The 23024-nt window shown below is 60.1% G+C and carries 16 protein-coding genes; 7 read left to right on the top strand and 9 right to left on the bottom strand.

The window, feature by feature from the left end; translation table 11 throughout:
• Positions 1–70 precede the first annotated feature (70 nt).
• The 5 genes from GUY23_RS03185 to GUY23_RS03165 all read left to right on the top strand — a co-directional run bounded on the left by GUY23_RS03185 (position 71) and on the right by GUY23_RS03165 (position 5298).
• A complete protein-coding gene (locus tag GUY23_RS03185) occupies positions 71–1291 on the top strand; it encodes a CaiB/BaiF CoA transferase family protein (RefSeq protein ID WP_166969676.1) in 1221 nt (406 codons plus the stop codon).
• The gene (locus tag GUY23_RS03180; protein WP_166969674.1) at positions 1291–2226 is read left to right on the top strand and encodes a hydroxymethylglutaryl-CoA lyase; all 936 of its coding nucleotides are present in this window, start codon (positions 1291–1293) and stop codon (positions 2224–2226) included. Before GUY23_RS03185 ends, GUY23_RS03180 begins: the two co-directional genes overlap by 1 nt.
• 6 nt (positions 2227–2232) lie before the next feature.
• Positions 2233–2934, top strand: coding sequence for a GntR family transcriptional regulator (locus tag GUY23_RS03175; RefSeq protein ID WP_166969672.1), 702 nt, complete (start codon positions 2233–2235; stop codon positions 2932–2934).
• Between the two features lie 377 nt (positions 2935–3311).
• Positions 3312–4250: a YceI family protein gene (locus GUY23_RS18805; protein WP_166969670.1), complete on the top strand. Its 939-nt coding sequence runs from the start codon at positions 3312–3314 to the stop codon at positions 4248–4250.
• 118 nt (positions 4251–4368) lie between these two features.
• Entirely contained in the window at positions 4369–5298 is a 930-nt protein-coding gene (locus GUY23_RS03165) for an LCP family protein (RefSeq protein WP_166969668.1), read from the top strand.
• Here GUY23_RS03165 and GUY23_RS03160 read toward each other — a convergent pair.
• Both GUY23_RS03160 and GUY23_RS03155 read right to left on the bottom strand, forming a co-directional pair.
• Positions 5295–6737: a hypothetical protein gene (locus GUY23_RS03160; RefSeq protein WP_166969666.1), complete on the bottom strand. Its 1443-nt coding sequence runs from the start codon at positions 6735–6737 to the stop codon at positions 5295–5297. The two genes, GUY23_RS03165 and GUY23_RS03160, sit on opposite strands and share 4 nt — an antisense overlap.
• Before the next feature lie 507 nt (positions 6738–7244).
• Positions 7245–8798, bottom strand: a complete 1554-nt coding sequence (locus GUY23_RS03155) for an IS1634 family transposase (RefSeq protein WP_166969664.1) — start codon at positions 8796–8798, stop codon at positions 7245–7247.
• Positions 8799–9742: 944 nt separating this feature from the next.
• Between GUY23_RS03155 and GUY23_RS03150 the strand changes: the two genes are divergently transcribed.
• The gene (locus tag GUY23_RS03150; protein ID WP_166969662.1) at positions 9743–11767 is read left to right on the top strand and encodes a CDP-glycerol glycerophosphotransferase family protein; all 2025 of its coding nucleotides are present in this window, start codon (positions 9743–9745) and stop codon (positions 11765–11767) included.
• 155 nt (positions 11768–11922) lie between these two features.
• On the top strand, positions 11923–13662 hold the full coding sequence (locus tag GUY23_RS03145) for a hypothetical protein (RefSeq protein ID WP_166969660.1): 1740 nt from the start codon (positions 11923–11925) through the stop codon (positions 13660–13662).
• 13 nt (positions 13663–13675) lie between these two features.
• Here GUY23_RS03145 and GUY23_RS03140 read toward each other — a convergent pair whose 3' ends face one another.
• Genes GUY23_RS03140 through GUY23_RS03110 form a run of 7 tightly spaced genes read right to left on the bottom strand, consistent with a single transcriptional unit; the run spans position 13676 to position 22728 of the window.
• Positions 13676–14536, bottom strand: coding sequence for a DUF6270 domain-containing protein (locus GUY23_RS03140; protein WP_166969658.1), 861 nt, complete (start codon positions 14534–14536; stop codon positions 13676–13678).
• Complete coding sequence (locus tag GUY23_RS03135) at positions 14533–15840, bottom strand: ABC transporter ATP-binding protein (protein WP_166969656.1); 1308 nt, start codon at positions 15838–15840, stop codon at positions 14533–14535. The genes GUY23_RS03140 and GUY23_RS03135 overlap by 4 nt, the downstream gene beginning before the upstream one ends.
• Positions 15827–16726, bottom strand: coding sequence for an ABC transporter permease (locus GUY23_RS03130; protein ID WP_166969654.1), 900 nt, complete (start codon positions 16724–16726; stop codon positions 15827–15829). Before GUY23_RS03130 ends, GUY23_RS03135 begins: the two co-directional genes overlap by 14 nt.
• Positions 16723–18459: a glycosyltransferase family 4 protein gene (locus tag GUY23_RS03125; RefSeq protein WP_166969652.1), complete on the bottom strand. Its 1737-nt coding sequence runs from the start codon at positions 18457–18459 to the stop codon at positions 16723–16725. Before GUY23_RS03125 ends, GUY23_RS03130 begins: the two co-directional genes overlap by 4 nt.
• Positions 18456–19817: a glycosyltransferase family 4 protein gene (locus GUY23_RS03120; protein ID WP_166969650.1), complete on the bottom strand. Its 1362-nt coding sequence runs from the start codon at positions 19815–19817 to the stop codon at positions 18456–18458. Before GUY23_RS03120 ends, GUY23_RS03125 begins: the two co-directional genes overlap by 4 nt.
• Positions 19814–20851 carry an MraY family glycosyltransferase gene (locus tag GUY23_RS03115; protein ID WP_166969648.1) on the bottom strand — a complete coding sequence of 346 codons (1038 nt, stop codon included), beginning with the start codon at positions 20849–20851 and terminating at the stop codon, positions 19814–19816. The genes GUY23_RS03120 and GUY23_RS03115 overlap by 4 nt, the downstream gene beginning before the upstream one ends.
• The gene (locus GUY23_RS03110) at positions 20851–22728 is read right to left on the bottom strand and encodes a polysaccharide biosynthesis protein (RefSeq protein ID WP_166969646.1); all 1878 of its coding nucleotides are present in this window, start codon (positions 22726–22728) and stop codon (positions 20851–20853) included. The genes GUY23_RS03115 and GUY23_RS03110 overlap by 1 nt, the downstream gene beginning before the upstream one ends.
• Positions 22729–23024 lie beyond the last annotated feature (296 nt).

Raw genomic sequence — 23024 nt, 5'->3', positions numbered from 1 at the left:
GGGAACAATTGAAAGCATACAGTACATTCTGAGATAATTGTATGCAACTTAGAGTTTTGGAGGAGAACCAGTGAACGATACGACGACGAAGCCTGCGGGCACGGGACCCCTGCGCGGAGTCCGGGTTGTGGAGATGGGCCAGCTCATCGCCGGGCCTTTCTGCGGACAGCTGCTCGGCGACCTCGGCGCGGAGGTCATCAAGGTCGAGGACCCGAAGAACGGCGACCCGATGCGGCAGTGGGGCCAGGCGAGCGTCAAGGGCTCATCGCTCTGGTGGTCAGTCCTGGCACGCAATAAGAAATCCGTGACGCTGAACCTGCGCACTCCCGAGGGCCAGGCAGCCGCCCGGTCGCTGGCCGAGTCCGCCGACATCGTCGTCGAGAACTTCCGTCCCGGCTCCCTCGAGAAGTGGGGGCTGAGCCATGACGAGCTCAAGCAGACCAACCCCGGTCTCGTAATGCTGCGGGTCTCTGGATTCGGCCAGACCGGCCCCTATTCCACGCAGGCCGGCTACGGTTCGATCGGCGAAGCCATGGGCGGTCTACGCTACGTCGTCGGCGACCCCTCCACTCCCCCGTCGCGGGTCGGAGTCTCGATCGGTGATTCTCTGGCGGCCCTCTTCGGCACCATCGGCGTCCTCGCGGCTCTCCAGGAACGGCACAACAGTGGACTCGGGCAAGTCGTCGACTCCGCCATCTACGAATCCGTCCTGGGCATGATGGAATCCCTTGTCCCCGAATGGGCGGAAGAGGGAGTCCAGAAGGAACGAAGCGGCTCGACCCTGCCGAAGATCGCCCCGAGCAACGTCTACCCCACCGCTGACGGTCAGTGGCTCATCATCGCCGCCAATCAGGACACGGTCTTCCGGCGCCTGGCCCAGGCCATGGGCAATCCAGGTCTGGCCGATGACCCCGAGTACGCCACCCACACTGCCCGAGGCGAGCGCCAAGCCGAACTCGATGAGCTCGTCGCAGAGTTCTCCCTCCAGTTCACCGCCGATGACCTCGTCGCTCGGCTCAATGAGCATTCCGTCCCGGTCGGCAAGATCTTCCGGGTCGAAGACATGCTCTCGGATCCCCAGTACAAGGCCCGACGCTCCGTCATAGAGGTCGAGAGCGACAATTACGGATCAGTGACGATGCAGAACGCCTTTCCTCGCCTCAGCCGCACCGACTCCGCCGTCCGATGGGTCGGCCCCGAACTCGGTCAGGACACCGAGGAAGTGCTCGCCGCGGTCGGCTATGACCAGAACTCCCTCGCCGATCTGAGAGCCAAAGGAGTGATCCGCTGATGTGGAATCTGCCGGAGCACGCAAGCGTCGTCGAGGTCGGGCTGAGGGATGGCCTCCAAGCCATTGAGACACCGCTGTCGACCGAGGCCAAGATCGACATCGTCACCGAGATGATCGCCGCAGGGTTCAAAAGGATCGAGGTCGCGTCCTTTGCCCATCCGAAGGTTCTGCCGCAGTTGGCCGATGCCGAGGCCGTCCTGGCCGGTGTCCCCCGCCCGCCGGATGTGTCTTTCCGCGCCCTCGTTCCGAATACGCGCGGATCCCACCGCGCCGCCGCCTGTCAACTCGACGAGGTGACCTTTGTTGTCCCCGCCGAAAGCGGGATGGCCCTGAAAAACCAGGGAACGACGACCGACGGTCTGCTCGACCAGCTAGCGGAGATCCGCGACGTCACTCGCGCAGCGGGGCAGCGGCTCATCGTGGCTGTCGCTTGCGCATTCTTTTCGCCCTGCTTCGGGCCAGTGTCGAAGGCAGCCCGCGACACGGTCGTGAGAAGAGCACGCGAGGTCGGAGCCGACGGCGTCTACCTCGCCATGACTAGCGGTGAGGAGACTCCGCTGGAGGTCTTCACCGGGATCAGCGAAACCAAAGCCGACTTCCCCGAACTAACCGTCGGCGCCCATCTGCACAATCGCAATGGCTTTGCCCCGGCGAACGCGCTGGCGGCCCTGTCGGCCGGGGCCGATTGGCTCGAATCCTCGGTGGCCGGGCTCGGTGGGGACATGTGGTTCCCCGGTGATCCGACCGTCTTGGGCAACATGGCCACAGAGGATCTCATCCATCTACTCGACGGCATGGGCATTGCCACCGGCATAGACTTAAACCGTGTCAGACACATATCTGAAGGGCTCATCGATGAGACGAAGTTCCCCGTCAGCTCATTCGTTAGCCGGGGCGGCACCCGTGAGGAACTCGCCAACGCCTCCTGGGACTAGTCAGTCATGACTGCAGACGACAACATCATGCCGCCCCAGTTCGGCGAAGCACATTGGAGTGAGGTCAGCTCCCGCATTCTCGGTCTGGTGGTCTCCGGGGATTTGCCACCGGGAGCATGGATCCGGGAGAACGATCTGGCCGGCCGCCTCGGCGTGAGCAGGACCCCTATTCGTGAAGCCTTTCGCGAATTGGTGGGCGTCGGTGTCGTCGAAGTCGTGCCGCGACGAGGGACGCGAGTGCGCAGCTATGACGCAGAGGAGATCGAGCAGATCTATCGGTCACGCGCGGTCATTGAGCCCTATGTCATGTCGGAAAGCGTCGGTCGCCTCACTGAGAAGGATTTCGCCGCCCTGGACGCGCTCACTGAAGAGATGAAGAGTCTGGGCTCGGATGCTGCGACGCGGCATCGTATCGCCACGGTTAACAACGACTTCCACGCCATCTTCATTCGCAACAGCGCGGCTCAGTCGCTTATCTCGACGACGTTCAATCTCATGATCCCCATCGTCGTGGCAAAGCTGTTCTCCTCGTATTCGGGCAGTGATGTGTCCTCGAGCATGAACCACCATGATGAGCTCATCGCCGCGGCACGGGCCGAGGACAAGGAGTGGGTGGCAGCGGTGAGCAAAACCCACATCATCAGCGGGCTTAATCGCTTCAAGGCTATGTTGAGAGATCAAGCGAGCGACGACGAGGGCAAAGCATGACCGTTGCGTACCTGGTCTGGCACGGGCAGGCGTCGTTCGGCACTGGACCGTGTCTCGGCTCTCGGCGAGGATCAGAGTCATATCACCGGCGAATACTTCGCCTATCACGCGGTCAGTCCCGAACGCATCGTTCAAGGTGAGCTGCTGCGTCAGCGTCAGACCGCGGCCAGCGGTCGTGCGGGGTCAAGTCTTTGAAACTCACAAGCCAACTCCGCACCCCACACCCACGAAACACCCCTGGTGAGGTGGCACACAGACACCCGTGCATGTAAGACTACGTAGGCGATTGCTGTTTCACCGATCACATAAACCGGAGCAGCCTCACCGAGAACGACTGCCTCCCATCACGGAGCGCGGAGAAACCGAAGGAGCTACCCATGTCAGCAGCACCCGGGCTCACCGGTCATTGGGACATCGATCCTGCCCACTCCCGGCTGGGCTTCTCCACTCGCCATGCGATGATCTCGCGTGTGCGCGGAGCATTCAACGACGTCACCGGTTCGGCCGAGATCGCCGATGATCTCTCGGCGTCGACCGCCACGGTCGTCATCAAGACCGCGAGCGTCGACACCCGCAGCGAGGACCGGGACAATCACCTGCGCTCGGCGGACTTCTTCGACGTGGAGACCTACCCGGAGATCCGATTCGTCTCCTCGGCCATCGACGAGGTGGACGAGAACTCCTTCATCGTCACCGGTGAGCTGACGATCCGCGACATGACGAAGACCGTGTCGGTTCCGCTCGAGCTCATCGGCATCGAGACCGACCCCTTCGGCAGCCTGCGCGCTGGCCTCGAGGGCACCCGCCGCATCGACCGCAAAGACTGGGGCGTGACCTGGAATACGAAGCTCGATTCCGGCGGCGTGCTCGTCAGCGACAAGATCACCCTGGAGTTCGAACTCTCCCTGATCAAGGAGGCCGACGAGGCCGCCCCCGCCGATTCCGCGGACGATGCTGCCGAATCCTCAGAAGAGACCACCCCGGCCGAGGCCCCGACTGACGAACCGACCCCGGAGCCCGCAGACGAATCCAAGAACGCTGAGTCCGCGGACGCCGAGAAGCCCGCCCCCGAGGCGGCGCCCGATCCGAAGGCCGACCCACAGTCCCCCGAGGCGCCTCCCGCGCCGGAAACGGACGGACCCAAGCCGGCCCCCGAGACTCGGACCGCCCCGAAGGCCGACGACATCCTTCCTCCCCCACCGCCCGTCGCGCCCGCCGAAAAGCAGGTCGGGCAGCCCGTTGACAAGCGGGTCGAGCCGCAGCCCAAGGAACAGTCGTCCGGTAAGCCGCTGGGTAAGCTCTTCGGCCTCCGCTGAGCCGAACAAGCCTCCACAGCAGTCCTCACCGCGGGTGGGATCGGTGTACGTACCGATCCCAACCGCGGCTATTATTGTGATCATCATCGTCTGACCAGACAGAGGAAGTGGGACTGCCATGGCCAAGCTGACGAAGATGGTCTCTGCCATCGGGTCCCTCAAGGACCTCAACTCCGCCCGGGCAGAGTTCGACGATCCCGCGAAGACGATCCCCGCCGAGGCGGCCTTCCCTCCCGACGACATCCGCCCTGCTGCCAGCAAGGCTCGCACCCTCCTGCTGAGGGTGAAGAACAATGAATCCCTCGCCGAGGCGGTCCCGCAGTCGCGTACGAACAGCCAAGGTGACACCTTCGCCGTCCTTCATGTGCCCGGTACTGGTGACTTCGCTGCGGTTCTCGTGTTCAACCCATCGACGCTCATCGAGTCGGGGCAGACCTTCGGCGCTATTGCCGATGAAGGCGGTTGGCCGGTCATCGTCGCTATGGCCGAAGAGTTCCTCGGCATCCGCATCGACCACATTGCCGAGCTCGAATCAGAGGCACTAAGCAAGGTCATCGACGAGCTCGGCGGTCTTCAGGTCTACAGTCGCACAGCCTTCAGCGTGACTGGAACCGAGTTCGTCGAAGGCACGAACAACCTCGACGGAACGGCAACACAGGTCTTCACTGCGGCCGACCCGGTCGATGATGCCGGCCAGACCCGCACCCGCAACCAGCGTGCAGTCCTCCGGGCGCTCATTCAGGCACTCAAGTCCGGCGGACTGGTCAAGGACCCGAACAAGGGCGCGGCCGTCCTCGGGCACTTCGCTGCGGGCATTCGGCACAATGCCGAGTTAACCACGCTCGAGCTCGGCAAGATCGGCAATAACCTCCGCAGCCTGCAGTCAGATGACATCGCTGTGGTCACCGTGCCCTCCAACTCGAGTCGAGAAGACGACGGCAATGTCAAGGTCGATTTCGACCCAGAGGCTGTGCCGGCACTTAAGCAGGCACTTGCCGGTACCGAACTCCAGGACTTCTTCCGATACCTGGTGTCGCTGGGGTATTAGGTTCCGGGCTCCACGGAGTCGCCGTGCAGCGACGATCCGGGAACTGCTGCGGCGCTTGTCGTCGCGTAACCCAGGTTCAAGGGACCTCGTCTCTCCCAGTAGCCAGTTACAGGTTCCATGATGGTGATGAAACACCGAGACGCCCGGGACCATGACTCAGTAGTCACCGTGCGAATAGATGGGACCCCGAGACTCACTGTGTCGCCGGGACGAAGCCCGTACACGACCCAGTAGCTGGTGTCCTGCTCGAACCCGATCTTGTTCCCGACGAGGGTCTTCCCATTGATCACGACCTCAAAACGCATATAGTCGGTGCCCCTGGGATTAACGTAGTTGCTGCGAAGACTGAACGTGAGAACGTTGGATTTCTCGTCCGACCAGGTCATTCTCCTACTAGCGAATGCTCCCACTCCCAACTCGCCTGCCGGAATCTGGATTTCGCTTCGGGGACAGTCGACTAGATGGTCGTTGGACTCCATTGACAGGACCCCGGCCCATAAAGGGTGGTCCAGTACGTCGCTGTCCTGTCCGATCCACGAAGGCACAGCGGCAACCCGAGCTTTCACCTCTGTGAGTGACTTCCGAAGGATAGTGCTCTGTTTGTATAGGTTGTTCCAGTTGTTGATTCCGGGGAAGTTGAGTTCGGGCCAATTGCGCTCGATGAGTTCGGTGAACATGATGCCGGATCGGCGTTCATCCTCCGGACCGGCAAGCCCAAGCTCGACGATGGCTCGCATGTTCATAGGCGAGATCGAGTCGAAAGCCGGATCAGTTTCACTGTAGGTCTCGGCCAGCCATCGCCCCATACGAACTTCCCAGTAAAACATGTCTGAAGCCACGAAGTCGTGCAGTGCACCCGGGTAACCGAAACGTTCCAGGGTCGAATCGAGTTTCTCCGCGTAACCCTTGAACTCCTCGTCCCCGAGGTTGATGCTCTTGAGCCGTGAGTTCATGAGGCGGTTGATCAGATCGATAGGGTCTCTGTGCTTAGTCGACCCGTAGTACGCACGAATCGTCTCTTGGGTATTGCCCTTGAAATGCAGCCCCGTCTTCTCACCGAAGTTCTCGACGTAGCGAGCGACCAGCCATCGTCCGTGTTCGACAAGCGAGTTCTTGTCAGCGATGATTTTATCTTCCTCAGTGACTTTCGCGCCCTGACCATACAAGGTCGGGACATGGTTCACACGCGCGAGCGCAAGGACCTGACCCGCGAGATCTTGGTCCATCTGCATGGCCTGTGCCCAGTTGCTGGTCACATTGTTTGTGAAATAAGTGAATGCATCGACTCTGTCCTTGTACTCGCGCAATGCCGCCAGCACAACCCACGAGTCGAGTCCCCCAGACAAGGACACGAAGAAGCGATCGGTGCTCTCAGCGAATGCACTCATTTGGTCGATCCACAGCCGGTTGATCTCAGTTGCGCGCTCTTCAAAGCTCATATTGGTGAAGCGATTGCGTGCGCGAGGGAGGTACCGGTAAGCGCGCTGCGATTCGCAGCTCGAGCATATGGTTCGGCAGGAGGGCCAGGATCTCTGGATACAGAGTTTCGTCCCAGGCAAACGACAAAGGCAGCGCGGCCCAGGACCTCGCGGCGTTCAGCTCATTCGGATCGCGAGCTTGGGCTCCGATCAAAGATGCAAGTGGATGAGCGTGCGTAGAAACGGCTGCCGTCCAGGAGCGTAATAGATCGTTCGAGTCCCATATGCGTCGTGAAATACCCGGACGCAACCATCCGCCTTTACGATGACCAAGTAGCGACCGCCAATTCGATCGAGTGTTTCGAGAAATCGATCGTAGCTTTCACCCATTTCGGTGCCCAGCATCTCAGCGATGACTGCTAGATCGCTAGTTGGTCTTGTTCCGAAAGAGCACGGAGGCACATAAGCGGCAATGCCATAGATCACCTGAGTTGCACAACTTTAGTTACCCACCGCCGAAGACCGAATTTACGATTTTTCCAGCGCCTTGAGCATGTTCTCGACGGCCTTGGGCACTTCGGGTGTGAACGTGATGTCTTGGCCACTCACGCGGCCGGTGAACTCTCGCAACGGCCGTAGACTCGTGATGATCTTCTTCAACGATGCCCCAGTCGCCTCTTGCATGAACCTCGATACGGCTAAGGAGGTGAACACGAGCGTCAAGTGCGCCTCGATCGCGTCCCTTTTCCGGTGAAAAATCGGCCTGGCTCTCAAGTCGGTCTTCGACATCCGGAAAGACTGCTCGACATGCCACAAGTCGTGATAACTGCCGATCACCTCAGCAGCCGACATAGTCCCGGCTGGAATGTTCGTGACATAGCCTTTGAACCCTGTCAGCTTCATCGCCCGCTCGTAAGCTTTCTCGTCGAAGGATTTCTCCTCCTCGGTGACCTTCACAAACCGGGCCTTCTTCGCCGGCTTATCCCCATCGATGATCGCCAACGCCCGGTTACGCTGCAGGTTCAACGTCTGCTCATCACGCATCGCTCGTTTGCGGCGGTATTGCCACACCACTCGCCACGCATCCGGATGCTCTTCTGCTGACCAGACGGGTTCGCGTCTCTTCTTCACCCGGTCTGGGTCGAGTCGCTTCACTCCCTTCGGGGTGATCGTGTCGATGATCTGCCCATCGGTGGTGTACTCACCATTCCACCGAAAATGGGTAGCCAGATCGTGTGGGGCTTTCGTCTGCCTGGACCCGACGATGAACCGCAAACCGGCATCATCGAGTTCCTTGAGGTTCTTGGCTGAGAGCATCCCGGCATCGGCGGCGACGACCATGTCAGTGACGTGATGCCGTTCTTGGAAGGCTTTGATCACGGGAATGATCGTGTGAGTCTCGGCCTTCGATCCTTCGAAGCACCCGATCTCGAGTGGGAACCCAGTCCGGTCGACGAGGAGCCCGACGACGATCTGCGGGTCGACACGGCGTTCTTTCGAGTACCCGACCTGACGCAGAGCATCTTCCTTCTCAGCCTCAAAATATAAGGTCGTGACGTCATAGAGCAGCAGGCTGATGCCGGTAGTGGCGACACTGTGAGCGAAGCATTTCTCAGCGATCTTCGCCCGGTAGTCGCGTTCGTTGGCCCGCACTAGGCAGTTGAGGAACGTGTTGCGGTGAACAACCTCGACACCGAGCTCGTCGAGGACTCTGACACTGTCAGACTTCGACGTCGGCTCAACCAACCTGGCAGCAACGAGCTGGAAGAACGCTTCATCGTCAATAACGTCGAACCCGAGCCTTTCGTACACGCTGCGGATCGTGTCGATAAGAAGCCCGGACCTGCTGGACTTCACGACTGCCGATGACACCCGCGGTTTGTCCGCGGTATCGAAGTCGAGTGTGGCCTGTCCGGGGTCCCGCAGTTTAGCTTTGCCAGCTTCGACGAGAGCGGCGAGGTCCTCGGGCGTGTGGGCGGACCCGAGGTGCTCGACGATGCGGTACTTCCCGCCGGTCTTATCGGCGATCTGTACTGCCGTGGCGCCCGACGCGGTGGGTACCTTGCGCACGAATGGGCTCATTCCCCCATGATACGGCGAGAATTAGTTACCCAAACCTGAGACCAGCAGCCGCCTGACCAGGGTCGATATGTTCGGGAACCCTGAAAACCTCATCCACTTGTGCAAGTCAGGACAAAGGCAGCGCGGCCCAGGACCTCGCGGCGTTCAGCTCATTCGGATCGCGAGCTTGGGCTCCGATCAAAGATGCAAGTGGATGAGCGTGCGTAGAAACGGCTGCCGTCCAGGAGCGTAATAGATCGTTCGAGTCCCATATGCGTCGTGAAATACCCGGACGCAACCATCCGCCTTTACGATGACCAAGTAGCGACCGCCAATTCGATCGAGTGTTTCGAGAAATCGATCGTAGCTTTCACCCATTTCGGTGCCCAGCATCTCAGCGATGACTGCTAGATCGCTAGTTGGTCTTGTTCCGAAAGAGCACGGAGGCACATAAGCGGCAATGCCATAGATCAGAACCGATACTGAGTTCGAGCGAAATATGCCGGGCATGCACTCACTATCGAACCAGAGATTCATGCCTCCGAAACGGAGATTCCGAAAATGCGGAGGAAAGTCGTACGAGAATGAATTTTCGTTGGTGACTCGAATTCCAATAAGGCCCCGAGGATATAGCGTATTGATGACGACATAGCCCGCCCATAGTTTCTCGAAGCGCAAATTTATTTTCCGACGCCACGACTACTCCATTAGTATACTCGATGAACGTTCGACAACCCCCAAATCAGCGCCGGAGACGAGCCTCCCAACAACTGAGGCTAGCCGAAATGGATCCGCGAATCGCCCGCAGACCGGCTGCAGAGTGACCTAAACACCCGCATCAGACAACGACGGCACCGAAGGCTCCGATCCGCATCAGCGAGTCACGCCAACACCCGCGTTCATGTAAAATCAACCTAAGGTTCACATACAGGATTGTGTACCTGTAGGTACGTCGCAAGGAATGCATGATCGATATAGAACCGCTCCTCACCGTCGTGTTTGAGGCTCCCGAGGATCTAGACAAAGAGTCAACGACATATCGCAGACTAATCGCCGCACGCCTACACTGGGACTCCAAGTTCGAGCTCCGCATCGTGGACCACTTGATCTCCACCAGCGACGTCGTCGACATCTGCGGGACGATATCCAGCGACTATGTCGTCTTCATGCGCCACAACCATCAGATCTCGGCTGACTACCTACAAACACTGCTCAAGCATCTAAACTCTCGGACGGTATTTCTCGCTGAGCCGCACCTGTTCACTGGGGCAATTCCGAAAAATCCTAGTAGCACACGCGTCAATTCCGACTATCACTACCTTCGCGACACTGACATTTACGGAGTCGCTTTCAACACTCAGCGTCTTGCTGATGCGCTGGAGGCCATTGGAGATCTCGACCGAACCGGTCTGTACCTTGGCTACCGATTGTATTGGACGATCAACAACGTTAAGCCCCTTCCTACTGGTTACTCAATCGCCTCAGATACCAAGGCGGCGATCGGCATCCAGCTCGATCCACGCTCCAAGCGACTCGTACCGCTTCTGCCAAATACTTCACTGCAACTTCGTGTGAAGGCCCTTAGGTACTTGGTGCTCTTCCTCCGCGGGATACGCGAGTCGGAGCAAACCGCTGTTACGATCCCTCATCTCCGTGATGTAGTAAGCATATACCGACTGAACGAGATCACCAGTTACTCCGAACACATGCATTCGTTTGAGTGCGCCTGGATCTCATGGCTCGCCGCGCCAGAGGACAACGAGCAGCTCTTTAAAGAATTGTCTACGGAGGATTCATACATCACATTTGGGCCACCGGATCGCGTAGAACCCGGGGACACCGTACTTCACAAAATTCAGTTCAGCGACCGCGTGCTCGCGGTAAGCAAGGCCTATCGTTCGCGAACCATTCGTCCGGAGCTGAACGAACCTGGGTATTTCGACTTCTACCAGACTCCTATTACTCCACAGTCGAAGATTCTATTCTTTGATCGCCCCATGCAGGCTGACGACAACGCAGAGTATCTGTATGCCCACTTCGTCGAGCATTACCCCGAATTCGAAAACGTCTACTTCGCTCTTAACCCAAAGAGTCCCGACTGGAACCGCCTCACCGCACTCGGGTTCAACCTCATCCCGTTCTTTTCCACTGAGTTCTACGAGACCTTCCTCCGTTGCGACCTCGTCGTCGCATCCCAGATCTATAACCTTCGCTACAAGGGAAAGACGCTTTCAAACTCGCGTTTCGTCTATCTTCAACACGGAGTGCAGATCAACGATATGTCCACCTGGGTCGAGTCAAAGCTATATGACATCTTCGTCGCTACCGGCCAGGTGGAGGCCGACTACCTCAAGAAGGTCGCACCCAAAGAAACTCTCAACTCGGGGTTACCTCGACTACAGACTTTAGACAGGGCAGCCGAGAACTCAAACGACTTGCTGTTCATGCCCACTTGGCGATTCAACCTCCATCAGGTGTCTCCGGAATCCTTCAGAAAATCGAACTTCTACCGCGCGGTGAACGCTGTCCTCACTGATCGCGATCTCAACGACTACCTCGAAAGCACCGACCGCCGTCTCCTATTGAAGCTACACCCAAATATAGGCAAGAGAGCCAATCTCTTCTCATTCTCATCGCGAGTTGTCGAATCGAAAGAAAGCTATAGGACAGCGATTTCAGCAGCCGAGTTCGTTTTCACGGACTATAGTTCTGCTGTCCTAGACGCAGCGTATATCGACACCCCAATCGCCTACTACCAATGGGACTCTGAAGAGTTCTTTCTAGAACAACCGTACGAAGCTCGTCTGGACTACCGGAACGATGGTCTCGGGCCGGTATTCACATCCCACAGCGACGTTGTCGACTACATCGTTTCCGGTAGTTATCGGGACGCAGCCGCATTGTACTCAGAACGTAAGCGGCACTTCTTCGAAGGTGTGCAAACCGAACGCATTAATGACACCATCATCGAGAGGATGCTCAAGCTATGAGCCGGGCAAGCGCAAGAATCCGTAACTCGCTCTCATCTTCCGTCAAAGACCTCGCTTACGCACCCAGTCTGAGAAATGCCACGCGGAAGATCCTAAACTCCGAGCGAGCAGAGCCGATCCGCGATACATTGAAAAGGCGTGGCCTAGAGGGTCATATGAATCGCTACACGTCCGAGTCCCTCCCGGCAGGACAATTCTTCGCGAAACTGACAATCGACGATTGGGAACGTTTCAACGGACATTCCTTTCAGCTCCTCCAGGGCGATCGCGTCGTCTACGGCAACGAGATCGAGCCACCTGCCAAGGGGTTCCCGCTGGAATATCGCAACTTCGTGGTCAGCTCCTCGAAGACTTCGGATTTTCACCTGGATATTGACAGCAGTTACACACTGCAGATCGGGCACGGCGCCTTTTCCACTCCACAGCAAAGGGACTACGACAAAAAATATAGAGTCCGCCAACACGGAAAGGTTTTCTATTCACTAAGAGGTAATACCTCCTCGCCCTCAAAGGTCATCGTGACCTTCCCGGGATTCGGACCCTCCACTTCGCGAATCTCCTATGCGGTGAGCTATCTAAAAGATCTCACCGACAGTGAGCTCGCAGACACACTGATGATCTGTTTCCAAGACCGCTATCTCGCCGCGGGCTCCTACATGCTCGTCGATAGCGCTGGGCGATCACTCATCGAAGATGTCAACGCCGTCATTAGCGGCTTCTTGCAGAAGCACGAAATTGACGACAGTGAAATGCTGATGTTCGGTGCGTCGAAAGGTGGGAGCATCGCGATTCAATACGCGGATCGCTTCCCGAATGCCCAACTCCTCCTTGCTGTGCCTCAGATGCAACTTCGATACTATCTGAATAAGCCGTTTTTCCGTGACAATCTATTCAAGCAGGAAGGACTGCACAGCATCCCCCAGCCCGAGACGCTACTTCGGCGGTACTTTTCTGAAGGTCGGGCTATTCATTATTTTTATACACACGAAGATGAGCAGAGCAACTTCTCGCTGATTGAGACTGTCTCTGATGTGGAGAACTTAACGAAATACCGATTCGACGGCAAACATGGTGATGTAGCTAGGAAGGCACTTCCATCGATGCTGGGAATCATCCGTCGATTCCTCGCTAAGGGGCAGGACAGCCGTACGGTCCCTGTACTGTTCGAAAGAATCCACCATGGCGAGCGAGGCGTCGGCTTTCAAGCTCGCATCGACGACGGTCAGACCGCTCAGTTGCCTGCTAACTGGTACCTACAAGGCACGCTTGGCCGTACCCGTTTCATGCAGAGTTTGACCGACCACCTATATCCTTTCGTTAAATACACTAACGAGAAACAGCGCCTCTCGCCTGAAATTGACAATCTTGTAAGTATCGACCGCCTTGTCGCTCTGGATCGCACCGGCATGAGGTGGGAAGGCAACATTGCAAGCTTTTCAGGACTTGCGCCTGAGACTCCGGCGTACGTCACGAATACCGTCCCGCAACTTCGGGTAGATACCAGCGGTCCCCTTACACATACGATCGTTTCGGACGACAGAGTTGAGAGATTCCGATATATTTCGCGTCGCGGAATGGGAGGTGAGGACTGTATCGAAATCTACATCGTCGAGAACTTGGACGATGTAGACATTCCGGATATGTGTCAAAGGTCGTCTGCTCGTTTCATCGCAGCAGTGGAGACCGCCCAAGGTGACGAACTGGTCGACCTCCTAGTCAGCCGACTCCACATCGTCTCTAGTTGCGCGACTGTAGCCGCACATTACGGCCCCGGTCATTTGGCACTGCAGAGTCGGACAGTCTTCGCCTCATCGAGTCAAGTTGACGACAATTCAACTAGTGCCTCACTGTCGTCAACAGGGGACAGAGAAGCGGTTCGGCTGCGTGAGACGTGAGTCTTCGGATACGTCACTTAGCAAGCTGATAAATCTCTTCGACGATCGATTCGTAGTCGGCATTGCGGTAGTGGAAGGGCTGCGGTCCCCACTTATGGTCTCTTGCGATTCGAACGTCACTGCTTGCTCTCACCACGGACGACCTTGTCAGTGACTGTGCTTCTCTACGATACCGGATGTAGTCGGCATTCGCGGACAGGGCACGGTCGGCATATTCCTCTGCTTCGGTCGGTTTCACGGCTCGCAGGCTCTGCCATGCGTCGCCGACACCGCGACCGCTTGAAAGACCACGACCGGCCTCACGTGCTCCGCGTTGGAGCCGCCGCCATCCCCGGCCGAGCCTCGCGAGTCCGTCGTTCTGTGGGTGGGGAGCTCCGTCAACGGCGCCGGCCCACTCGATGTCGAGAAGGATGGTCTTCTCCCACAGTTGCGCAGCTTTGAGCTCCTCGATCAGCATCGTAAAGCCTGATTTCCACCGAGAGAAGTGCTCGTCGGTGCCGAACTCGATCAGTCGAGCTCCCTCGCGACGTGCAACGCGCGCAGCACCACAGGACTCGACCTCAATCGAGTTCGTCATAGTGGAGTCATCGCGGAACTTCCAGAAACCGCGTCGTTCATCGACGAGGTCGAGGAGGACGACATCGAGGTCTTCTGCGTTCTTAAGGATCCTGGCGATGCCGGATCCTTTAAGGTCGCTGGTGACCATCCGCTTCTGGAAAGCCGAGTTCAGATCACTGAGATCAATACCAGCTGTGCCGTGTGGCGACTCCAGACTCGTCACCGAGTGTCTGGCCACGTAGGCCACGACCTCAGCTTCAGGCATGAACTCTGCAGTATCACGGCTCACACAGGAACCGAAGATGGCGATCTTCATCGGTTCGAATCCTGGTGGACGGCAGGCACCTCGTCTTCTTGCCGCAGGCGCTGTCGCTCCTCATAGCGTTGATCAGCGATCTTACGCGCGCGAGATGCCAGCCGCCGACCTGTGAAGTCATCGGCAGCGGCAACCGACGACGCCCGATCGCTCGGATTCGCCGCCCGCAGAACGACCCGCTTCTTACTCGGGTTCAGTCGCAGCGGCGGAGCGTCGGAGATTCGTGGGGCGCTGACGGCCTGAGCGGCAGGTTTGGGCAGTGCTGGGAACTTGGCCTTCGGCATCTCGGAGTCGAAGGATGTGGGCCAGACCTGTTCCTCGGCGGCCGCCAGCATCGGAGTCGGAGTCTCTTCGACTTCCTCGACCTCATGATTCCGCTTCACATGGCGAGCAGCGACGATCTTCTGCTTAGTCGACCGTGCCGCGTGGCGTGGAATCGGATTCCTGATGAGTTCGGGCTCGAGGATGTTGATCTCTTCCTTGACAGCATTGCTCATCACATCTGAAAGGAGTTTGTCGGCAATGTCCTCCTTGCCCTTGGCAACGTTCCATGCCCACCAACGGTACTTCTCGGCCACCGCTTCAGCAGGGCCATTCATGAGGATCTCGCCTCGATGCATCCATACGGCGCGGGTGCACAGCTCCTGGATCACCTTGGCCGCGTGATTGACGAGGAGGACCGTGCCGGCTTCCGCTAAGAGTTCGTCCATCGCCCGCTCGCTGCGCTCGGCGAAGGTCGCGTCTCCCGTCGAGAGTGCTTCATCGATGAGAAGGATCTTGGGTCTCGCGGCCAGGGCGATGGCGAATCTCAGTCGGGCGCCCATACCTGAGGAGTACGTGCCCATGGGCCGGTGTATTGCCGCACCCAGTGCCGAGAGCTCAACGACATAGTCAAAGGCCTCAGCTGCTTCCTCGGGTGAGAGTCCCATCGCCAGACATCCGAGGCGGACGTTCTCACTGCCCGACAGCGCAGGTTGGAGTGCAGCGCTGACTCCGAGGAGCAATGGCTGATAGCGGACGAGGATCCGACCCCTATCGGGCTGTTCGACTCCAGCGACGTTGCGGAGGAATGTCGACTTTCCCGATCCGTTGGCACCGACGATGCCGACCATTTCGCCCTCGCGCGCGACAAAGTTGACGCCGCGCAGGGCGCGAACCGTGGTCTGGCCTTGGCGACCGACGACGGCATTCGTCAAACGGCGCAGGCCCTTGGCCCGTTGGCTCGGGTCATTCGTGTTGACGGTATAGCGAACTTGAACGTTCTCCGCAATGATGTTGGGTTCCTGGAGCTCAGATTCGACCATAGCTCTCCTCCCCTCTCCAGAAGAACAGGAAGCCGACGATGAGCAGTCCGAACGCCCAGAAGATTCCCACGAACCAGAGCCACGGGTCCGTGTCGGCACCGTAGAGCAGAGAATTGCGCACGATCGTGAGGTAGGCGTGCATCGGATTGAACTGCATCGCAGCCAAAAGGGCCGGGTGATCCGACAGCCGGTCTTCGATGGAGAAGAAGACACCAGAGCCATAGAGCCAGAATCGGCTGACGATCGACATGAAGTTCGTAAGGTCAGGAATCTTGTGGCCGATTCGAGCTAACAAGCAGGCGAGTCCGACGTTGAAGATCGTCTGCAGGATGATGACGGGAATGACGAGGACAACTCGCCACGTGATCACTTCTGCGTCTGGAAGGATCAAGATGAGAACGATCATCACGGCGAGAGTCGGAATGAAATCGAGAAAGTTCCGGACAACAACGGAGATCGGCAACGCTGCACGGGGGAATTGGAAACCTTTGATCATCGATGCTCCGGAGCGAATCGCTCCGGTTCCACCCGTCATCGACTTTCCGGTGAATTGGAAGAAGAACACTCCGATGACCAGGTAGCCGAGGAAATTGTCGATACCGCGGGAGGACTGGAGGATGAATCCGAAGATGAACCAGAACGCGAGAACTGACAGGAGCGGGTTGAGGAAGAGCCACCCGTAGCCGAGGAGGTTCTTCCTCGTTGATCCGCTCATCTTGGCCCGCGATTCGGCGAGGATGAAATGCCGGCGACTCCATAGGGCCGCCAGATAGCTGCGCAGGCTGGTGCGTCGGCCGACGGGAACGAGTCCTTCGCTCGAGACCGAAGGGATCGAACTCAGGCCGAGAGGGTTCTTCGCCTCGACCGTTTGCGACTTCTCACTCACTGCGCGGCAACTCCTGTGAGCTGGGAATAGACCTGACCATAGCGGCGACCGATGTCCTTCCATCTCCGTGTCGCGAGAACATGTTCACGTCCATTCTGTCCGAATCTCCTTCTTGCGCCCTCGTCGGAGGCGAGCTCCGACAGCACATCGGCTAATTCTCTCGGATTTTCCGGGCTCACGCACACTCCTGCATAGTCCGGGAGGAGTTCCCGCAGGGCCGGCAGGTCGGAGATGACGATCGGTCGGGCCAGGCCCATGGCTTCAATGGGTTTGATCGGGGTCACCAGTCGGCATACCGGTTCGTCCTTTCGAGGGACAACGATGGCGTCGAGGGCGAGCTGATGTTCGATCGCTTCCGCTTGAGTCACGCGTCCGGCGAATACTGCGTGCTCCCCCAACACACTGGCACGTTCGCGCAGAGAGGGAAGTGCCACACCGTCTCCGGCGATGAGCAGTCTGAGGTCGACCCCCTGGCTGCGCGCGAGAATGACAGCGTCGACGAGGTCGTCGAGTCCTTCGTAGCCGACGATCGAGGCGGCTGTGCCCACCCACGTTCCTGCGTCAGGCAAACCCAGGCCGGCCCGCACCTCGGCGGGGGTCCGGGCGACGTCGGCGTCAACGACGGATTCCGAGACAGAGTTCGGAATGAGAGTGATCGACTCCTCCGACACTCCCCCAGCAATGAGATGCTCACGCATCGTCTCACCAAGAGTGATGACGGCGTCGGCAGCCGAGGCGACCTCGATCTCCTTCGCACGCATGAGGTCGAAGCGCTGGCTCGCCCGACGAGCCTCACGCTCAGCCGGTGTGCCTCCGGCGGCAGCCCAGGTCTCTTCGAGGACGCCGCGGACTTCGTAGACCCATGGCAGTCCGGTCGCCTTGGCTGCGGCACCGGTGGCCAGTCCGTTGACATAGTGCGTGGTCGTGTGGAGAACGTCGGCTCCGCGGCTCTGCGCTTGAGCCGCGAGCCAGCTCGCCTGGTCATCGAGGCGCGCGGTCGGGGTGGACAGCGGGCGGAGGGGAATCTGCCGGAGATAGTCGACACCGTCGACGGTCTCGACCGGTCCCGAGCTCACTCTTCCGATCGTCACCGGGTAGGACGGCCGAGTTGCCGCGGCCACCTCGTGACCGGCATTCCCCAGCGTAGTGAGGATCGCATGTGACCGGTAGGCGTATCCGGAACGGGTGTGCGGCAGCGAGTTCGTCAGCACGAACAGTGCAGAGGGCAGCGGACTCGGTTTCGTCTGCTCAGCCGGGCGTGCCGTGATGTGGCTGTTCACGTCGGGCCACCAGCCGGGCTGCAGACTCCGTCTCTCTTCGATGAGACGGGTTCGGCGTGCGCCTGCAGGCAGCACGGCGATCGCTCCGTCGATGTCGCCCTTGGTCCACCGGATGCGCGAGGACAGTGCTGCCGCTCGGGGAACCGCCTCGGCGATGGTCTCGGCCTCGTCGAGCAGGCCGAGGTTGAGGGCGATCTCGCCGAGCAGTCTGGAAGGTGTTCGCGAGCAGGTGACGAGTTCCTTGGCGGTCGTCTCATGACCGAGCAGCCATGCGGACGCGGCCCGGCCGGCGTCGCCGGGAAGCCGACCGATCGCTCGTCCGACGATTCTCGAAGCCGGCCCCGGCAGGCGGCGGGCGAGCTGCATGCCGAAGAAGACGCGGTCGTCGGTGATGTGTGCAGCCGTCGTCGTGACGACGTTGGTGATCTGGCGGGCGAGGAAGCTGAGGTTCACGAGATGGCCTGCCTGAGGATGCGTTCGTAACCATGGCCCATCGCCGCGGCCGAGGCGTGCCGGACGACCCATTCGCGCGGTTCCATGCCGCCGGGTGCGTTCTGGCCGAAGGCGTCGCTGGACTCGATGCGCTCGCGCATCACTGTCATGGCGGATGCGACGGCATCCACATCGCCGGGGGCGGCGACCTCGCCGGCCGCAGTGCCGATGATGATGTCCGCAGCCTCCCCCGCGACGACTCCGAGGACTGGTATCTGCCGGGCCATGAGCGAATAGAGTTTCGACGGGACCGTGTATTCGTAGGACTCGAGCGGACTGAGGCTGACGAGTCCGGCATCTGCCCACTCCCAGTGGGCGGCGAGCTCTGCTCCCGCGTGCTGAGGGAAGAACTCGACGGGGACGCGATTGATCTCGGCATCGTCCTTGAGCGCTGCCGCGTCCACGCCGTCGCCGACGATGCGCAGACGAACCCCGTCAGTCCGTGCCAGGGCACGGATCGCGGTGGACAGGTCCTGTGAGCGCCCGACGGTGCCGACGTAGAGCAGGTTGAGTCCGCTGCGTCCTCCTCTGCCCTTCTTCGTATCGGAAGAGGGCGCGGAGAGATCCGCGGCTTCGGACGAAATGACGGGAATCGCGCCGGTCGCAGTCAGTCCCGAGGCGCCGGCGAGTTCTGCCGGAGAGACGCCGCTGCGCACCACCTCGGCGGTGACCCCACGGGCCTCGAGCCTCTGCTTGAAGCCATCGGTGGTGACGACGACGACGGCGGCCCGCCGTTGAGCACGGGTGAAGAGATTCGGCAGGACGTCCCGCTCGAGACGACCGGTGATCGAGCTGGGCAGGTACCGACCGAGAGCACCGGTGACCAGGTTCATCTCCGGGATGAGGTCAGGCCAGGCGTCCCGCACTTCGGCGACATGCGGCACCCGCAGCAGTCGTGACAGGGCGTCCCCGGCGATCAGGAACGGCAGGGCCGGGGTCGTCGAGACGATGACATCCGGTTTCATCCGACCGCGCAGCCGGTCGACGACGGCAGACCAGGCACCGGTGGCAGACACCGTCTGGTCGAGCAGCTGTCGGACCATCGACGAACCGCTGTGCAGATACGGCACACGAAGAATGCGCTCACCGTCGACTCCGGTGTCCCACGTGCCGCCGAGACGTATGTCGACTCGCTTCCGTCCCCGACCGACTGTGGAGTCGAAGAACCTGTCCCGGTCAGGGTACGGATAGTGCGGGTGCGGGGCGACGGTGATGACATCGTGTCCGGCCGTGCGCAGGTGATCGTTGAGGATCCGCCACCGACGCTGCGGGGCACCGACTTCCGGGTAGTAGTAGTGACTGAGCAGGACGATCCTCATGCGGGCACCGCCTCGGCGGAAGTGCGCTTGCGCAGCCACAGCGGCACGAGGGCATAGAGCCCGAGCAGGAAGACCCAGAACACATGAGAAGGATACGTCGAAGCCGTGTTGCCGCCCATCAACGTCGGCACGGAGAGAATGCACGCCAGCACGCTCAACGAGGCGTGGAACAGGGAGACGGCGCCGTGCGACCAGCCGGCCTGCTGGATGCGCTGGTAGATGTGTTCGCGGTGCGGCAGAAAGATGTTTTCGCCGCGGAAGAGTCGCAGGACGAGAGTGAGCCCGACGTCGAAGAACACGAAGATCATCGGAGCGATGATGACGACGATCGGCACGCCCTGGACGAACAGCCACACAGCAAGGACGAAGACGGCGGCACCGATCCCGTAGCTTCCGGTGTCGCCGAGGAACGCCTTCGCCCGGCCCAGGTTGAACGGCAGGAACCCGACGGCCGCACCGGCCACCGCCAACGCCAGGAGAGTCAGGTCGTTCTCACCGAGCCATGCGCCGACGAAGGCGAACCACCCGGTGGTGACGATGGTCCACCCGGCGACATAGCCGTTGAGACCGTCGACGAAGTTCACCGCATTGACGGTGCCGACTCCGATGACGGCGAAGGCAAGAGCATGGGCGAGGCCCTGAGTGGAGAACATCGCGATGGTGGCGCTGAAGATCAGTGCCAGAACCACCTGTCCGATGAGACGTCCTGCGGGCCGCAGGGAGTCGAGGTCGTCGCTCATCCCGATCGCCGAATAGCACCAGGTGAGCACCAGGAATCCGATCGGCAGCAGGACGCTGCCGACTCCGAACATCCCGTGTTCGATGATGCTCCAGATCATCGCCACCACCGTAGCGACGGTGATGCCACACCCGATGGCGATCCCGCCGCCGCGCACCGTCGGCTGTGTGTGAGAGGAGCGGTGCGAGGGGACGTCGACGATGCCGGCTCTGCGCAGAAGCGGGAAGGTGATGAGCGCACTGAGCGCCGTGGCCACCGCGGCCACAACGACGATCAGCAGCGGCTGAAGACCCATCAGTGGCCGACTCCGGCGTCCGGGGCATCGGCGGCGAGTTCAGCCGAGGGCGCATCGATGAGTCCGGTCAGGTGTGCTTCGAGCTCTGGACGATGGGTGAAGACACGTGGATCGCGCGACTCGGCCACGAGGTCTCTCAGCGCGGCGAGATCGATCGGGGAGATCGGCACCTGCGTGATCAGAGGATGTTTGGGTCTGTTGTCGACCTCGCCAGGTGACAGCAGTGCCTCGGTGAGTTTCTCGCCCGGACGCAGACCCGTATAGACGATACGGGCATCACTGCGACCCGAGAGTGCGATGACGCGTCTGGCGAGGTCGTCGATCCGGATCGGTTCGCCCATATCGAGCACGAGTGTCTCGCCCGGTTCCCCGATGGCAGCTGCCTGCAGCACGAGTTCGCAGGCCTCATCGGCAGTCATGAAATAGCGGGTCACTTCGGGATCGGTGACCGTGACAGGATCACCGGCGGCCACCTGTGCCACGAACGTCTCGAGGACCGAACCGCGCGAGCCGAGCACATTGCCGAACCGCACAGACATGTACCGCCGACCGGTCTCCGCCGCCACCGCGGCGACCGCCCGTTCGATGGAGAACTTCGTCCGCCCGAGCACGGAGGTTGCGCCTGCCGCCTTGTCCGTCGAAATGTGCACGAAGGAATCGACATCGTTCGCCACAGCGGCGTTGAGGAGATCGAGACTGGCTCCCACATTGGTGCGCACGGCCTGTTCCGGGAAACGTTCGAGGAACGTCAGGTGCTTGAGAGCCGCTGCGTGGAAGATGATCTCTGGTTTCGCCTCGGCGACGAGGGCGTCGATGAATGCCGGATCGCGCAGGTCGCCGAGGACGAGGTCATCGCTGGTCAGCAGCGCGGACCCTTCGAGACCGAGTTCCGTGGCGTGCAGACCGGACTCATCCCGGTCGGTCATGACGAGCCTGGCCGGGGCGAAGCGAGAGACCTGGCGGCACAGTTGGGAGCCGATGGAACCGCCGGCGCCGGTGACGAGGACGACCTTGCCGGTGATCGCTGTGGCGATGTCGTCGATGTTCGTCGAGATCGGTTTGCGCCCGATGAGGTCTTCGAGGCTGACATCGCGGAATCCGCGATGGCGCAGGCCTGCCACAGCATGAGAGTCCGGTTCGTGCCGGGAGACTTGGGTGTCCGAGAGCTTCGGCATGATCTTGATCTCGACCGGACGGGATTCGAGGTTCGAGGCGATCCGAGAGAGCTCTTCGGGCGGAAGGTCGGCGATGGCGATGATGACGACGCCGGCACCCGTGCGATCGACATGGGCGCCGATATCACTGATCGGCCCGAGAACGCGGGTGCCGTTGTAGCGCAGGTGACGTTTCGCCGGATCGTCGTCGAGGATGCCGACGGCGACATATTCGTTCCGGGTGTCCTGCGCGATCATGTCGAGCGCGAGCGTTCCCTGGTTGCCGGCGCCGACGACGAGGGTGGGCCGGGAGGATCCCGAGGAGGTGAGCGTACGCTGCCGCAGGTTGCGGCGCACCCAGTTCTCGAGGCTCTTGGCCACGATCATCATCGCACCGGCTGCGATCGGCACACTGGTGGGAATGAGCAGGCTGCTGGCCAAAGCGAATTCGGCCACCCACATCAGCCCCACGCCGAGGGCGACCGTTCCGACGATGGCCGCGAACTGGTCGGTCGATCCGCGACGGTAACGTCCGCGATAGATCGCCATCGGTCCGCCGATGAGGAAGACGATCAGAGCGATCGCCGAGCAGACGAACATCCCGGGAGCATTGACCAGGTAGGTATGGAAGTCGTATCGCACCAAAGTCATCGCCACCACGAGGAAGGCGAAGACGAATCCGTCGATAAGCGAGAGTGCCAGGACTCTGCCGTGCCGTCTCATCGGGGTCCGTGAGGGAATGGGCTCAGGAGTGCTTCCCACTGTCCTCTTTTCATCCGCTTTCATGACGTGGGGCGGTGCCTGCACCTGACGGTGCGAACTGCACCGTCGGCGCTTCTCCTGCCCACTGCAACGTCACGATTGTACTATTGGCCCTAACAGGATTCACACATCATGGACGATGCGAACATTAAGGATTGATTTCAGTTTCAACTGCCTGAAACAAGGTTCTCTGCCGTTTACCTGCGGGCCTCATTCAGGTCGTTCGACTGTCATATTCTGTGCTTCGCAGCCGCGTT

The sequence above is a fragment of the Brevibacterium atlanticum genome (assembly GCF_011617245.1).
Classification (GTDB): domain Bacteria; phylum Actinomycetota; class Actinomycetes; order Actinomycetales; family Brevibacteriaceae; genus Brevibacterium; species Brevibacterium atlanticum.
The sequence above is the reverse complement of the archived record's forward strand: the minus strand, read 5'-3'. Positions and strand labels throughout refer to the sequence as shown.

Excerpts from the sequence above, each read along its gene's own strand:
- GUY23_RS03180 (WP_166969674.1), top strand. The coding sequence starts at position 1,291 with ATGTGGAATCTGCCGGAGCACGCAAGCGTCGTCGAGGTCGGGCTGAGG.
- GUY23_RS03175 (WP_166969672.1), top strand. The coding sequence starts at position 2,233 with ATGACTGCAGACGACAACATCATGCCGCCCCAGTTCGGCGAAGCACAT.
- GUY23_RS18805 (WP_166969670.1), top strand. The coding sequence starts at position 3,312 with ATGTCAGCAGCACCCGGGCTCACCGGTCATTGGGACATCGATCCTGCC.
- GUY23_RS03165 (WP_166969668.1), top strand. The coding sequence starts at position 4,369 with ATGGCCAAGCTGACGAAGATGGTCTCTGCCATCGGGTCCCTCAAGGAC.
- GUY23_RS03160 (WP_166969666.1), bottom strand. The coding sequence starts at position 6,737 with ATGAGCTTTGAAGAGCGCGCAACTGAGATCAACCGGCTGTGGATCGAC.
- GUY23_RS03155 (WP_166969664.1), bottom strand. The coding sequence starts at position 8,798 with ATGAGCCCATTCGTGCGCAAGGTACCCACCGCGTCGGGCGCCACGGCA.
- GUY23_RS03150 (WP_166969662.1), top strand. The coding sequence starts at position 9,743 with ATGATCGATATAGAACCGCTCCTCACCGTCGTGTTTGAGGCTCCCGAG.
- GUY23_RS03145 (WP_166969660.1), top strand. The coding sequence starts at position 11,923 with ATGAATCGCTACACGTCCGAGTCCCTCCCGGCAGGACAATTCTTCGCG.
- GUY23_RS03140 (WP_166969658.1), bottom strand. The coding sequence starts at position 14,536 with ATGAAGATCGCCATCTTCGGTTCCTGTGTGAGCCGTGATACTGCAGAG.
- GUY23_RS03135 (WP_166969656.1), bottom strand. The coding sequence starts at position 15,840 with ATGGTCGAATCTGAGCTCCAGGAACCCAACATCATTGCGGAGAACGTT.
- GUY23_RS03120 (WP_166969650.1), bottom strand. The coding sequence starts at position 19,817 with ATGAGGATCGTCCTGCTCAGTCACTACTACTACCCGGAAGTCGGTGCC.
- GUY23_RS03115 (WP_166969648.1), bottom strand. The coding sequence starts at position 20,851 with ATGGGTCTTCAGCCGCTGCTGATCGTCGTTGTGGCCGCGGTGGCCACG.
- GUY23_RS03110 (WP_166969646.1), bottom strand. The coding sequence starts at position 22,728 with ATGAGACGGCACGGCAGAGTCCTGGCACTCTCGCTTATCGACGGATTC.